Consider the following 14365-nt stretch of genomic DNA (forward strand, 5'->3'; position numbering starts at 1 on the left):
CGTCACCACTCGATGCCCTTCTGACCCTTCTGTCCCACGTCCATGGGGTGCTTGACCTTGGACATGTCGGTGACCAGGTCCGCGAAGTCCACCAGCTTCTCCGGCGCGTTCCGGCCGGTGATCACCACATGCTGGGTGCCGGGACGGTCGCGCAGCACCTCGATCACCTCGTCGGTGTCGACCCAGCCCCAGTGCATCGGGTACGCGAACTCGTCGAGCACGTACAGCCGGTACGTCTCGGCGGCCAGGTCCCGCTTGACCTGCTCCCAGCCCTCGCGGGCTTTCTCCTCGTTGTCCATCTGGGCGTCCCGCTGGACCCACGACCAGCCCTCGCCCATCTTGTGCCAGTCGACGGTCCCGCCCTCACCGGAGGCGCCGAGTACGCGCAGCGCGTTCTCCTCGCCGACCTTCCACTTCGCCGACTTGACGAACTGGAACACCCCGATGGGCCACCCCTGGTTCCAGGCCCGCAGCGCGAGCCCGAACGCGGCGGTCGACTTGCCCTTGCCGACGCCCGTGTGCACGACGGTCAGCGGACGGTTCCTGCGCTGACGAGTCGTCAGACCGTCCTGCGGTACGACACTCGGCTGTCCCTGCGGCATTACGCGGCCCTCCTCTGCGTCCCCTGTACATCCCTGACCAGCCCGGCGATCGAGTCGGCCCGCAGCTCGTCCAGCGTCACCGCCGTACCGCCCAGCTCACCCGCGAGCTGCCCGGCGAGCCCCAGCCGCACCGGCCCCGACTCGCAGTCCACGACCACCGAGGCGACCTGCTCGGCGGCGAAAAGCCGCGCCGCGCGCCCCGCGAGGGCGACCGGCTCCGGGCCGCCCGTGGCCCGCCCGTCGGTCACCACCACGACCAGCGCCCGCCGCGCCGGATCCCGCAGCCGCTCCACCCGCAGCACCTCGTGCGCCTTCAGCAGCCCGGCGGCGAGCGGCGTACGGCCGCCGGTCGGCAGCGACTCCAGCCGCGCGGCGGCGGCGTCGACGGAGGACGTCGGCGGCAGCGCCACGTCCGCCCCGGAACCCCGGAAGGTCACCAGACCGACCTTGTCCCGCCGCTGGTAGGCGTCGAGCAGCAGCGACAGCACGGCCCCCTTGACGGCGCTCATCCGCTGCCGCGCCGCCATCGACCCCGAGGCGTCCACCACGAACAGCACGAGGTTGCCCTCGCGCCCCTCCCTGGTCGCCTGCCGCAGATCGTCCCGGCGGATCACCAGCCCCGGCCCGGACCGCCCGCGCGCCCGCTGGTGCGGGGCCGCGGCCTGCACCGTGGCGGCCAGGTGCAGCTTGGTCAGCGCGCCCCGGGGCCGCCGCGCCCCGGTCGTCCGCCCGTGCTCGGTCCGCGCCCGCGAGCGCCGTCCGGTGGCACCCTCGCCGATCCCGGGCACACTCAGCATCTTGGCCCGGAACGGCTCGGCGGCCCGTACGGCCGACTGCTCCTGCGCGCCGGACGCCTGCGGCTGCCCGCCCTCACCGGCCTCGGGCCGCGCGGCGCCGGCCCCGTCATCCTGCGGACCGCTGTCCGGCGCCGGCTGCCCACCGCCGCCACCGGGGCCGTCGGGATCGGGGTCGTCGTCGCCTTCGCCGGAGTACTCCTCCAGCGTCTCGTCCAGCTTGTCCTCGTCCAGCCCCGGCGCGTCGAACGGGTTGCGGCGGCGCCGGTGCGGCAGCGCCAGCAGGGCCGCCTGCCGCACGTCCTCCGCGAGCACATCGGTCCGCCCGGCCCACGCGGCCAGCGCGGTGGCGGTCCGCGCCATCACGATGTCGGCGCGCATGCCGTCCACCTCGAAGGCCGCACAGGTCGCCGCGATCTGCCGCAGCGCACCGTCACCCAGCCGCACCTGCGGCAGCAGATCCCGCGCCGCGATGACGCGTTGCCGCACGGCGGTCTCCTCCTCGGCCCAGCGCGCCGCGAAGCCGGCCGGGTCGGCGTCGTAGGCCAGGCGCCGCTTGACGACCTCCACGCGCTGGTCGGGCTCGCGGGAGGCGGCCACCTCCACGGTCAGTCCGAACCGGTCCAGCAGCTGCGGGCGCAGCTCGCCCTCTTCGGGGTTCATGGTGCCCACGAGCAGGAAGCGTGCCGCGTGCCGCACGGACACGCCCTCGCGCTCGACGTACGAGGCACCCATCGCCGCGGCGTCCAGCAGCAGGTCCACCAGGTGGTCGTGGAGGAGGTTGACCTCGTCGACGTACAGGATGCCGCGGTGCGCGTCGGCCAGCAGGCCCGGCTCGAACGCCTTCACGCCCTCGGCGAGCGCCCGCTCGATGTCCAGGGCGCCGACGAGCCGGTCCTCGGAGGCGCCGACGGGCAGCTCGACCATCCGCGCGGGCCGCTCGCTGCCCTCGCCGGCCTCGTGCGGCCCGTCCGGGCACGCGGGATCGGGGGCCGCCGGATCGCACGAGAACCGGCACCCGGGCACGACGGCCACCTGCGGCAGCAGCGCCGACAGCGCCCGCACCGCCGTGGACTTCGCGGTGCCCTTCTCGCCGCGCACCAGCACACCGCCGACCGCCGGCGACACGGCGTTCAGCAGCAGCGCGAGCCGCAGATCGTCCTGGCCGACGACGGCCGTGAAGGGGAACGGGGTGGTCACTGGTCGCCCTCCAAGTCGCCTTCCAGCTCCAGGTACGTGGCGCGCAGCCGCTCCAGCGTGTCCGCGTCCGGCTCCGCCCACAGCCCGCGGTCCGCCGCCTCCAGCAGCCGCTCGGTGACCCCGCGGAGCGCCCACGGGTTGGACTTCTTCATGAAGTCCCGGTTCTCCGGGTCGAAGACGTACTCGGAGCTGAGCTTCTCGTACATCCAGTCGTCGACCACGCCGGCCGTCGCGTCGTACCCGAACAGGTAGTCCACGGTCGCCGCCATCTCGAAGGCGCCCTTGTAGCCGTGCCTGCGCATCGCCGCCATCCAGCGCGGGTTGACCACCCGCGCCCGGAACACCCGGTGCGTCTCCTCGCCCAGCGTGCGGGTCTTCACCTGGTCCGGTACGGCGCTGTCGCCCACGTACGCCTCGGGGTTGGCGCCCGTCAGATGCCGCACCATGGCGACCATGCCGCCGTGGTACTGGAAGTAGTCGTCGGCGTCGACCAGGTCGTGCTCGCGGGTGTCGACGTTCTTCGCCGCGACGGCGATCCGCTTGAACGCGGTCTCCATGTCGCCGCGCGCCGCCCGCCCGTCGAGCCCGCGCCCGTACGCGTAGCCGCCCCAGACGGCGTACACCTCGGCGAGGTCGGCGTCCGAGCGCCAGTTGCGGGCGTCGATCAGGGGCAGCAGACCGGCGCCGTACGCGCCCGGTTTCGAGCCGAAGACACGGGCCGTCGCCCGGCGCCGGTCGCCGTGTTCGGCGGTGTCCTCGTCCACGTGCGCCCGCACGTAGTTGGACTCGGCCGGCTCGTCCAGCTCCGCCACCGTCCGCACCGCGTCGTCGATCAGCCCGACCACATGCGGGAACGCGTCCCGGAAGAAGCCGGAGATACGGACGGTGACGTCGATGCGCGGGCGCCCCAGCTCCGCCGGCGGGATCACCTCGAAGCCGGTCACCCGGCGCGAGGCGTCGTCCCACACCGGGCGGCAGCCCAGCAGCGCCAGGATCTCGGCGATGTCGTCTCCCTGGGTACGCATCGCGGACGTGCCCCACACCGTGAGGCCCACCGACTTCGGGTACGCGCCGGTGTCCTGGAGATAGCGCGCGACCAGGGAGTCCGCGAGCGACTGGCCGACCTCCCAGCTCAGGCGGGACGGAATCGCCTTGGGGTCGACCGAGTAGAAGTTACGGCCCGTCGGCAGCACGTTCACCAGACCGCGGGTCGGCGAGCCCGAGGGACCGGCCGGGACGTACCCGCCGCTCAGCGCCCGCAGGATGTGCCCGATCTCGTCGGTGGTCCGCGCCAGACGGGGGACGACCTCGTCGCACGCGAACTCCACCACGGCCACCGCCTCGGGCAGTTCGAGGCCGAGCACGCCCCGCAGGACCGGGCGGACGACCGCGCGGTCCCACGCCCGCGCCTCCATGCCCTCCGCGATCCGCCGGCACAGCTGCTCCAGCAGGTCGATCGTGTCGGCGGCGGTCCGGGACGGGCCCTCGACCAGGTCTGTCAGCTCGACCGGCACCTTCACCGGGGCGCCGGGCTCGGACAGCAGCTCCTTCTCGCTCAGCCCGAAGTGGGCGGCCAGCGAGGCCCGCAGGCCGGGCAGCGCGTTCGCCTGGCCGCCCCACACCTGTGAGGCGCGCAGCACGGCCAGCACGAGGTTCACGCGCGGCTCACCGACCGGACCGCCGCCGAGGATGTGCAGGCCGTCCCGGATCTGCACGTCCTTGATCTCGCACAGATAGCCGTCGATGTGCATGACGAACTCGTCGAACTCACCGTCGTCCGGCTGCTCGTCCACGTGCAGGTCGTGGTGCAGCTCGGCCGCCTTGACCAGCGTCCAGATCTGGGCGCGGACGGCCGGGGCCTTCGTCGGGTCCAGGTCGGAGACGAGCGCGTACTCGTCCAGCAGCTGCTCCAGCTTCGCCAGGTCGCCATAGGTGTCCGCGCGGGCCATCGGCGGCACCAGGTGGTCGACGACCGTGGCGTGCCCGCGCCGCTTGGCCTGGGTGCCCTCGCCGGGGTCGTTGACGATGAACGGGTAGACGAGGGGCAGCTCACCGAGGACGGCGTCCGGAGCGCAGCCGGCGCCCAGACCCAGGCCCTTCCCCGGCAGCCACTCCATCGTGCCGTGCTTGCCCATGTGCACGATCGCGTCGGCGCCGAAGCTGTTCTCCAGCCAGCGGTAGGCCGCCATGTAGTGATGCGACGGCGGCATGTCGGGGTCGTGGTAGATCGCGATCGGGTTCTCGCCGAAGCCGCGCGGCGGCTGGATCATCACGACGACGTTCCCGAACCGCAGGCAGGCCAGCACGATGTCGTCGCCGTCCACGTAGAGGCCGCCCGGCGGCTCGCCCCACGCCTCGGTCATCGCGTCCCGCAGCTCCGGGTCGAGCCTGTCGAACCAGGCCCGGTAGTCGGCCAGCGGCACCCGCGCGGGAGCCGCGGCCAGCTGCTCCTCGGTCAGCCACTCCACGTCGTGTCCGCCGGCCTCGATGAGCCGGTGGATCAACTCGTCGCCCTCGGAGGGGTGTCCGGTGACCCCGTACCCGGCGTCCCGGAGCGCGTCCAGCACCCGTACCGCCGACGCGGGCGTGTCCAGGCCGACCGCGTTGCCGACGCGGGAGTGCTTGGTCGGGTACGCGGTGAAGACGAGCGCGACCTTCTTCTCGGCGTTCGCCTTGTGCTTCAGCCGGGCGTGCCGGAGGGCGATCCCGGCGACGCGAGCGGCCCGCTCGGGGTCGGCGACGTACACCGGTACGTCGTCGGGGCCCTGCTCCTTGAAGGAGAACGGGACGGTGATGAGCCGGCCGTCGAACTCCGGGATCGCGACCTGCATCGCCGCGTCCATGGGGGAGAGGGCCGCGTCCGACTCCGCCCACGCCTGACGGGAGGAGGTGAGGCAGAGGCCCTGGAGCACGGGGACGTTCAGGTCGGCCAGCGCACCGATGTCCCAGGACTCCTCGTCGCCGCCCGCCGAGGCATGGGAAGCGTGCGTGCCGCCGGCCGCGAGCACGGTGGCCACCAGTGCGTCGGCCCGGCCCAGCAGTTCGTACAGCCCGGCGTCCGCGCCGCGCAGCGAACCGCAGTAGACGGGCAGGGCGTTGGCCCCGCGCGCCTCGATCGCCTCGCACAAGGTGTCCACGAAGGCGGTGTTGCCGCTCAGCTCGTGCGCCCGGTAGAAGAGCACGCCCACGGTCGGCCGGCCCTCCCGGACCTCGTACCCGCCGTGCACGCCGAACTCCGGCATCCGGCGCGGTTCCTCGAAGCCCTCACCGGTCAGCAGCACGGTGTCCGACAGGAACCGGGACAGCTCCAGCAGGTTCGCGGGGCCGCCCTCCACCAGGTACTTCAGTGCCTCGGCGACCACACCGGCGGGCACCGACGACTCGGCCATCAGCTCCGCGTCCGGTACGGCCTCGCCGCCCAGCAGCACGGTCGGGATGCCGGACGCCCGCAGCGCGGCCAGCCCGTCCTCCCATGCCCGCTTGCCGCCCAGCAGCCGTACGACGGCGAGGTCCGCGCCCTCGATCAGGCCCGGCAGCTCCTCGCCGACGTCGACCCGGGTGGGGTTGCCGATGCGGTAACCGGCGCCGGCGGCCCGGGCCGCCAGCAGGTCCGTGTCGGCGGTCGACAACAACAACACTGTGCTCATGCGGGCGCTCCCGGTGGAATGAAAGGCAGTCCTTGTGGCGCGCCCGACTCGATGAGCCGCCAGAGCGCGTCCGTGTCCGCGTGCTGTTCGATCAGGTCGCCCAGCCGGTCGAGCTGTTCCTCGCGCAGCGCGGCGAAGCAGGTGTCCGGCGCGGGGACGAAGCGGCGGCCGGTGGCGGTGGCCACCTCGCGCAGGAAGGCCCGCCGGAAGCCGTCCGACTCCAGCGAACCGTGCCAGTGGGTGCCCCAGGTCTGGCCGACCCGGCAGCCGTCCAGGAAGGCTTCCCCACCGGTGACCTCGGCGACGCCGTGGTGGATCTCGTACCCCTCGACCGGTTCGCCCAGGGCTTCCCCGGCCGGCCTGGTCAACGTCTTCTCGCGGGCGAACCGTACCCGCACGGGGAGCAGCCCGAGCCCGGCGACCTCCCCGGCGCGGGACTCGACCTCGTCCTCGATGCGCTCGCCGAGGATCTGGAAGCCGCCGCAGACGCCGAGGAGGGGGCGTCCCTCGGCGGCCCGGCGCACGAGTGCGTCCGCGAGCCCCCGCTCCCGCAGCCACTGAAGCGCCCGTACGGTCCCGCGCGTGCCGGGGACCACCACGAGGTCGGCGTCGGCCAGTTCCTCCGGGCGGTCCACGAACCGCACCACGACCCCCGGTTCGGCGGCCAGCGCGTCCACGTCCGTGAAGTTGGACATGAGCGGGATCGCGCACACGGCGACCCGCAGCACGTCCTCGCCGACCGGGGGAGCGACGGTTGACTCGCGTACGGTGCCCCGCAACGACACCCGCAGTCCGTCCTCCTCGTCGATGCCGAGGCCGTGCCGGAACGGCAGGACGCCGTACGTCTGCCGCCCGGTGAGCCCGTGCAGCATGTCCAGACCGGGCTCCAGCAGGGAGACGTCCCCGCGGAACTTGTTCACCAGGAACCCGGCGACCAGGTCCTGGTCCTCGGGCGAGAGCAGGGCGAGCGTCCCGAAGAAGGAGGCGAAGACGCCCCCGCGGTCGATGTCGCCGACGACGAGCACGGGCAGCCGCGCATTGCGGGCGATGCCCATGTTGACGATGTCGGTCCGCCGCAGGTTGATCTCGGCGGGACTTCCCGCCCCCTCACAGATCACCGCGTCATACGTGCCCCGCAACTCGGCCAGGCAGTCCAGCACCGTGCCGAGCAGCCGCTGTTGACGGCCCCCGTGGTAGCCGCGTGCGCTCATCTCGCCCACCGGCCTGCCCATCAGCACCACTTGGCTGCTCTGCTCGCCACCGGGTTTGAGCAGTACCGGGTTCATCAGCGCGGTCGGCTCGACCCGGCACGCCTGGGCCTGCATGGCCTGGGCCCGGCCGATCTCCGCGCCCTCCCGGGTGACGAACGAGTTGAGGGACATGTTCTGCGCCTTGAACGGCGCGACCTTGACGCCCTGGCGTACCAGCCAGCGGCAGATGCCGGCCGTCACGACGCTCTTGCCTGCGTCGGAGGTGGTGCCGGCGACGAGGAGACCACCGTTCACTTCCCGTGTCCCTTCAGGAGTGTGCGCGCGGCGACCGTGACGCCGAGCGCGAGCAGTCCGACACGGCGGGAGAGCCGGACGGCCCGGCCGATGTCGGTGACCCGGACCGGCCGTCCGGTGGCGCCGTTGAGCACGGGGCGGTGTTCGACCCGGCCGGCGTAGGAGAGCGTCCCGCCCAGCCGGACGCCGAGGGCACCGGCGAACGACGCCTCCACCGGCCCGGCGTTGGGGCTCGGGTGCCGGTGCGCGTCGGCCTTCCAGGCACGCAGGGCGCCGCGGGGATCGGGTCCGGCCGCGGCGGCGAGTACGGCGGTCAGCCGGGCCCCCGGCCAGCCGGCGACGTCGTCGAGACGGGCGGAGGCCCAGCCGTAGCGCCGGTGGCGGGGTGACTTGTGACCCACCATGGCGTCCAGGGTGTTGACCGCCCGGAATCCCAGGAGTCCCGGCACGCCGGCCACGGCACCCCAGACGAGGGCGCCGACCACGGCGTCGGAGGTGTTCTCGGCGACCGACTCGACCACCGCCCGGGCGATCCCGTCGGCGTCCAGCGCCTGCGGGTCCCGGCCGCACAGGTGGGGCAGCCGGGCCCGGGCCGCCTCGATGTCGCCGGCCTCCAGGGCACGCCCGACGGCGCGGGCCTCCCGGGCCAGCGAGGTGCCGCCGACGACGGCCCAGGTGGCGGCGGCGGTCAGCGCGACGGCGGCGGTACGGGAAGGGCGTGCGGCGCGTGCGGCGAGCGAGCCCAGAGCGACGGCGCCACCGGCGCACACGGTGGTGTGCAGGGCGCCCCATCCGCGGTGGTCGCGCCACAAGGCGCCTTCCACGGCTCCGGCCGCCCGGCCGAAAGCGGCGACCGGATGCCCGCGGCGCGGATCGCCGAGGAGCAGGTCACCGAGGACGCCGGCGGCGGCGCCGTACGCGTATGTGCGATCGGCACCCATCGGCTCAGCCGGCCGTGGGCACAGGAGCGGTCCTGGTACTGGTCCTTCGGCAGCCGAGCATGGCGATCTGTGTCCTCACTCAGGGTGTCCGCGCCCTGGTTCGACGTGAATCGGCGGTGAGAGTTCCTGGCTCCCGGGGGGTTCTTCCCCGGTGACAGTGGCGGGACCGCGCCGGATTCGCACCGGCTTCCTCTCTTGCCGCCGTACATGGCCTGGGCAGTCCACCACGCGCCCGGAACGGCCGTCAACTTGCCGTTGACCTGCGCGGGGAGAGTGTGCCGATCCCCACATCACGGGACGTGAGGGCACGCCAGAGGCTCCCCTCCGGAGCGGCCGGAGGGGAGCCTCTGAGGTGCTTGGCCGGAACGCCGCCATGGCGTGGGCCGGCCCGAGCCACACGGTGCGGGTCAGGCCACGCGGTGCGGCTCGGGCCATGCGGTGCGACTCGGGCCACGCGTGCGGGTCAGGCCACGCGGCGCGGCTCGGGCCGCACGGTGTGGCTCAGGCTTTGGCCACGATCAGGTAGATGCCGTACGCCACCGCCGCCGCGCAGGCCGCGAAGCAGACGTAGGCGCCGGTGACGGCGAGACCGGCGGAGCCGCCCTGGGCCGTGGCCTTCTCGCGCCGGGCCAGGCCGTTGATGCCGAGGGTGAACAGGGCCACCAGGCCCACCGTGAAAACGAGGCTGACGCCGAAGACGGAGCCGATGGCCGCCCAGTCGATCTTCATGGGGTTGCTTCCTTCAGTAACCGGGTGCCCGGGGTCAGACCGTGGCGGCCGGCGGGGTGGCGGGGGCCGGCTCGGCGGCCGGGGCGGGGATCGTGGCCGTCAGGCCCTCGGTGACCAGGCCCGCGGGCGGCGGGGTCACGGCGGCGATGGCGGTGGTGACCACACCGGCCGGCTCCGCGCTCTCGGCGACGACGTCGGTGTGGTCGACGACCTCGCGGCGGGAGAACTTCCAGATGGCGAAGCTCGAGGCGACCAGGAAGGCGGCGACGGCGGCGGTCCCCCAGTCACCGAGGTCGGTGACGGACTCGGCGCCCGCGCCGACCAGCGCGGCGGCCGGGAGGGTGAGCACCCAGGCGGCGATCATGCGGGTCGCGGTGGACCAGCGGACCACACCGCCCTTGCGGCCGAGGCCCGCGCCCATCACCGAGCCGGAGACGACATGGGTGGTGGAGAGGGAGAAGCCGAGGTGGGAGGAGGCCAGGATGGCGGTCGCGGCGCTGGTCTGGGCGGCGAAGCCCTGACGCGGCTCCAGGTCGGTCAGGCCCTTGCCCATGGTGCGGATGATGCGCCAGCCGCCGATGTAGGTGCCGAGCGCGATGGCCAGACCGGCCGAGAGGATCACCCAGGTGGGAGGGTTGGAACCGGGGGCGATGGAGCCGCCCGCGATCAGGGCGAGGGTGATGATGCCCATCGTCTTCTGGGCGTCGTTGGTGCCGTGGGCGAGGGAGACCAGGCCGGCGGAGGCGATCTGGCCGGCGCGGTAGCCCTTGCGGGTGGCCTCGCCCTCGGCCTTGCCGCCGATGCCGTAGGAGAAGCGGGTGGCCAGCATCGAGGCGACGCCCGCCACGATCGGCGCGGCGACCGCCGGGAGCAGCACCTTGGTGACCAGGACGTCACCGTGGACGGCGCCGAAGCCGGCGGAGGCGACGGTGGCGCCGACCAGGCCGCCCATCAGGGCGTGCGAGGAGCTGGAGGGAAGGCCCACCAGCCAGGTCAGCAGGTTCCAGAGGATCGCGCCGACCAGGGCGGCGAAGATGACCTCGGGACGGATGCCGGTCTCGTCGACGAGACCCTTGGAGATCGTGTTCGCGACCTCCACGGAGAGGAAGGCGCCCACAAGATTGAGGGCGGCCGACAAGGCCACCGCGATCTTGGGCTTCAGGGCGCCTGTGGAGATGGTGGTGGCCATCGCATTCGCGGTGTCGTGGAAACCGTTCGTGAAATCGAACGCGAGAGCGGTTATGACCACAATCGCGAGGATCAGCGAGAAGCTTTCCATTTACCCAGGCAATCGTTCGAGGTCGTTGGCTGGATGAACGTAGGCAACCTGGGTGAACGGAAGATGAACTGGGGCGGGCGTCATGGTGTCTCTCGCGCGGGTTGTGGGTTCCGCTTCGCTTCGGCGCCCCAGGCGTCCCTTGGCTACCGGCCCCGCGCGAAGATCCGCAGCCGGCTCATGGACCCGTTGAAGAGATTCTGGTCACCCGGCAGCGCGCCCCTGGTGCCGTACTGCCAGAACGTCCAGTACCGCCAGCCGCCCGGCAGTGTCCCCGGCCGCGAGGTGCCGTGCCGGGCGATCCACAGAGCGTGACTCTTCGAGAACGCACGGCTGTTGCCGGTGCACAGCTTCCACCACTGGGTCGTCGTGTAGATCACCGGAGGGCGGCCGGTCTCCCGCTTGATCTCGTCGCTGAACGACCGGATCCAGCTCACCATGCGCGCCTTGCTCAGCCGGTAGCACTTGTGCTTCGTGCTGTACGGGTTGTACTCGATGTCGAGCGTGGGCGGCAGCGTCCAGCCGTCCGCCCGCCAGTCGCCGCCGTGCCGCACGAAGTACGCGGCCTGCTTGGCGCCGGAGGACCGGTCCGGCAGGGCGAAGTGGTACGCGCCCCGGAGCAGGCCGGCCTTGCGGGCGCCGGTGTACTGCCCGGAGAAATACGGGTTGCGGTAGTTCGTGGACTCGGTCGCCTTGATGTAGACGAACCGTGCGCCCTTCGCCCGGGCGGCCGGCCAGTCGACGCGCTTCTGGTGGGACGACACGTCATGCCCCTTGGGCGCGTTGGCCCGGCCCGAGGCGAACGCCGGCGACCCGGCCGCCATCAGTGATCCGATCGGCCCCACCGGGTCGGCCGGCCTCACCGGGCCGGCCGGCAGCAGGAAGCCGGCCGGCCGCAGCGACCCCGCGGACACCGGCGGTCCGCCCGCCACCGGCGGTCCGGCCGACGCGGTCGCGGTGCCCGTGAGGGCGAGCGCCACCGCCGTGGCTGTCGCGAGGACACCGGCGCGGTGACGGACAGAGGTGTGTTGACGAGCCATGGGCTCCCCCGGGGGTGGCAAACGACAGGCGCTCCCGCGCCGGCGGGCGGCGGCGGTCGTCCAGTGGGCAAGAGGGCTCATTGAAGGCCCGTCGATCACGCAATATGTGATGAATTCAGGCGTTTCACTGTGAAATCCGCCCGTTCGGTCGTACGGTTTCCGGACCGAACCGGCCCTCTCACCCGCGCCTCGCACGTCCGGCTGGCAGGATCACCGCATGGCTGAACCGCGGCGGAATACGGCAGACGGGCGACAGGACGCGCGGCAGGACGGGCCGCGGGACGCGCAGCAGGACGGGCCACGGGACGCGCAGCAGGACGGGCGGCAGGACGTGGCACGGCTCTGGACGCACCTGATCGACACGGCGCGCCGGACCGTCACCGAAGGGCTGGTGGTCGGCACCTCCGGCAACGTCTCCGCCCGCATCGGCGACCTCGTGCTGGTCACTCCCTCGGGCGTGCCCTACGACCGGCTCACCCCCGCCGACCTCACCGGCGTCGACCTCGGCGGACGCCAGGTGCTCGGCACGCTCGTGCCGACCAGCGAGCTGCCCATGCACCTCGCGGTCTACCGCAGCACCGACGCCCGCGCCGTCGTCCACACCCACGCCGTGCACGCGACGGCGGTCTCCACGCTCGTGCCCGAGCTGCCGCTCGTCCATTACATGGCCGCCGCTCTGGGCGGCCCCGTCCGGGTCGCCCCCTACGCCACCTACGGCACCGACGAACTGGCCGCGAACATGCTCGGTGCCCTCGCCGGCCGCACCGGCTGCCTGTTGCAGAACCACGGCACGGTCACCTACGGCGCCACCCTCGACCAGGCGTACGACCGCACCGCCCAGCTGGAGTGGATGTGCCGCCTGTGGCTGACGGCGTCCTCGGTGCCGGGTCTGACACCGACCCTGCTGACCGAGGCACAACTGGCGGAGGTCGGGGAACGCTTGAAGGGGTACGGCCAACGGAGGTGACCCCTTGCCGAGCAATGCCCCGCCCCCCGAACCCTTGCTCCGCTCCCGCCGCTCGCTGCGCTCCACCGCGTCCCCGCACGCCTTGACCCGCCGTCTGCGGACCCCCCTCGCAGGTCTCGCCCGCCGTCTGCAGGTTCCGCTGGCCGGTTCCGGCCGCCGTCTGCAGGTTCCCCTCGCCGGTTCCGGCCGTCGTCTCCGGGTTCCGCCGGCCGGTTCCGGCCGCCGTGTTCCGGTTCCGCTCGCTGGTTCCGGCCGCCGTGTTCCGGCGCCGGTCGCAGCGCTCCGCCGGCGGCTTGCTGCTTCGCTCTCCGGGCTCGGCCCCCGTCTCGCGGGTTCGGTCACGGGGGTCCGCCGCGGCGGCGCTCAGTCATCACGCGCCTTCCCGGCGGTGCCGGGCCCGCCCGCATCCCGACGCCCCTCACCCCGCCCCGCCCTTCCGCTGGCCGGTGGCGTCAACGCCCATGACACTGGAGCCGTGCGTACCGTGAAAGCGACCGCCACCGCACTCACCGCGGTCCTGGCCGCCGGCACGGCTTCCGTGGCCCTCGGCCGGCTCGCCAGCGACGCCGCGCTGAAGGCGCCCGCGGGCCGTCCCCTGCCCACCGAGCCCCGCCTCACCGTGCACGGCACGGCCGCCGGGCAGATCACGCTCACCCGTCACCTGGCCGCCCTGCGCCCCGGCACCTACGGCCTCGCCGGCGACGGCTCCCACGCGGTCGTCGGCCCCGTCCTGGAAGCGGCCGCGCACACCGCCGACGCCGTCGTACGGCGCCTGGAGCGCGTCACCCACGGCACCCTCGAGGCCGGCGACGCGGTGTGGCTCACCCCCAACCTGTACGTCGGCAATCCCGCCACCGCCCTCGGCCTGGACCACGCCGACGTCGACGTGCCCGGGGAACTCGGCGCCCTGCCCGCCTGGTTCGTGCCCGGCCACCGGGACACCTGGGTGATCGCCGTGCACGGCCTGGGCACCACCCGGGAACAGGCCCTGAACGTCATGGGCTTCCTGCACGGCCGCCGGCTGCCCGTCCTCGCCCTCGCCTACCGCGGCGACCTCGGCGCCCCCCGCCCGCCGGACGGACTGAACCACCTCGGCGAGACCGAGTGGCGCGACGTCGAGGCGGCGATCCGCTACGCGCTCCGCTACGGCGCCCGCCGGGTCGTCCTCCTCGGCTGGTCCACCGGCGCCACCATGGCCCTGCGCGCCGCCGAGCACTCCGCGGTCCGCGACCGCATCGCCGGGCTCGTCCTCGACTCACCGGTGCTCAGCTGGGAGGCCACGCTGCGCGCCCTCGCCCGGGCCCGCCACACCCCGCAGCCGCTGTTGCCGCTCGCCGTGCGGGCCGCGCAGGGCCGGGCCGGACTGCACGCCGACCGGGTCGCCGAGAGCGCCGACCCCGCCCTGCTCCGGGTTCCCACCCTGATCGTCCACGGCCCGGACGACCAGGTCGCACCCTGGGAGTTCTCCCGCCGGCTGGCCCGGCGCCGCGCCGACCTCGTCGCCCTGCACACCGTCCCGCACGCCCCGCACGCGGCGATGTGGAACGCGGACCCGGAGGAGTGCGAGGAACGGCTGCGCCGGTTCCTGACGCCACTGATGTGACGCCCTGGCGCCGAGACCCGGCCGGCGCCGGTGCCTGACATTCCGTTTAAGGCCGTACGGC

The 14365-nt window shown here is 73.4% G+C and carries 10 protein-coding genes and 1 riboswitch; of the genes, 2 read left to right on the forward strand and 8 right to left on the reverse strand.

Features of this window, described 5'->3' with window-relative positions; genetic code table 11:
* Positions 1-2: 2 nt before the first annotated feature.
* The 8 genes from cobO to ACIGYR_RS13295 all read right to left on the reverse strand — a co-directional run bounded on the left by cobO (position 3) and on the right by ACIGYR_RS13295 (position 11734).
* Entirely contained in the window at positions 3-602 is a 600-nt protein-coding gene (cobO, locus tag ACIGYR_RS13260) for a cob(I)yrinic acid a,c-diamide adenosyltransferase (protein WP_391839574.1), read from the reverse strand.
* On the reverse strand, positions 602-2596 hold the full coding sequence (locus ACIGYR_RS13265; RefSeq protein WP_399595103.1) for a putative cobaltochelatase: 1995 nt from the start codon (positions 2594-2596) through the stop codon (positions 602-604). The genes cobO and ACIGYR_RS13265 overlap by 1 nt, the downstream gene beginning before the upstream one ends.
* The gene (gene cobN, locus ACIGYR_RS13270) at positions 2593-6243 is read right to left on the reverse strand and encodes a cobaltochelatase subunit CobN (protein WP_399595101.1); all 3651 of its coding nucleotides are present in this window, start codon (positions 6241-6243) and stop codon (positions 2593-2595) included. The genes ACIGYR_RS13265 and cobN overlap by 4 nt, the downstream gene beginning before the upstream one ends.
* Positions 6240-7748, reverse strand: a complete 1509-nt coding sequence (locus tag ACIGYR_RS13275) for a cobyric acid synthase (RefSeq protein ID WP_399595098.1) — start codon at positions 7746-7748, stop codon at positions 6240-6242. Before ACIGYR_RS13275 ends, cobN begins: the two co-directional genes overlap by 4 nt.
* Entirely contained in the window at positions 7745-8689 is a 945-nt protein-coding gene (locus ACIGYR_RS13280; RefSeq protein WP_391839581.1) for a cobalamin biosynthesis protein, read from the reverse strand. Before ACIGYR_RS13280 ends, ACIGYR_RS13275 begins: the two co-directional genes overlap by 4 nt.
* A 99-nt stretch (positions 8690-8788) precedes the next feature.
* Positions 8789-8931, reverse strand: a riboswitch (cobalamin riboswitch).
* Positions 8932-9190: 259 nt separating this feature from the next.
* Positions 9191-9418: a hypothetical protein gene (locus tag ACIGYR_RS13285; RefSeq protein ID WP_391839583.1), complete on the reverse strand. Its 228-nt coding sequence runs from the start codon at positions 9416-9418 to the stop codon at positions 9191-9193.
* Positions 9419-9452: 34 nt separating this feature from the next.
* Positions 9453-10697, reverse strand: coding sequence for an anion permease (locus ACIGYR_RS13290; RefSeq protein ID WP_399595095.1), 1245 nt, complete (start codon positions 10695-10697; stop codon positions 9453-9455).
* Between the two features lie 143 nt (positions 10698-10840).
* Positions 10841-11734 (reverse strand): GH25 family lysozyme, encoded by an 894-nt coding sequence (locus tag ACIGYR_RS13295; RefSeq protein WP_399595093.1) that lies wholly within the window; start codon positions 11732-11734, stop codon positions 10841-10843.
* A 217-nt stretch (positions 11735-11951) separates the two neighbouring features.
* On the opposite strand from ACIGYR_RS13295, the gene ACIGYR_RS13300 reads away from it, so the two are divergent.
* Together ACIGYR_RS13300 and ACIGYR_RS13305 are read left to right on the forward strand one after the other, a co-directional pair.
* Positions 11952-12701 carry a class II aldolase/adducin family protein gene (locus ACIGYR_RS13300; protein WP_399595089.1) on the forward strand — a complete coding sequence of 250 codons (750 nt, stop codon included), beginning with the start codon at positions 11952-11954 and terminating at the stop codon, positions 12699-12701.
* A 475-nt stretch (positions 12702-13176) separates the two neighbouring features.
* Positions 13177-14304 carry an alpha/beta hydrolase gene (locus ACIGYR_RS13305; protein WP_399595088.1) on the forward strand — a complete coding sequence of 376 codons (1128 nt, stop codon included), beginning with the start codon at positions 13177-13179 and terminating at the stop codon, positions 14302-14304.
* Positions 14305-14365 lie beyond the last annotated feature (61 nt).

This window comes from Streptomyces sp. NPDC053076, from assembly GCF_044546845.1.
Classification (GTDB): domain Bacteria; phylum Actinomycetota; class Actinomycetes; order Streptomycetales; family Streptomycetaceae; genus Streptomyces.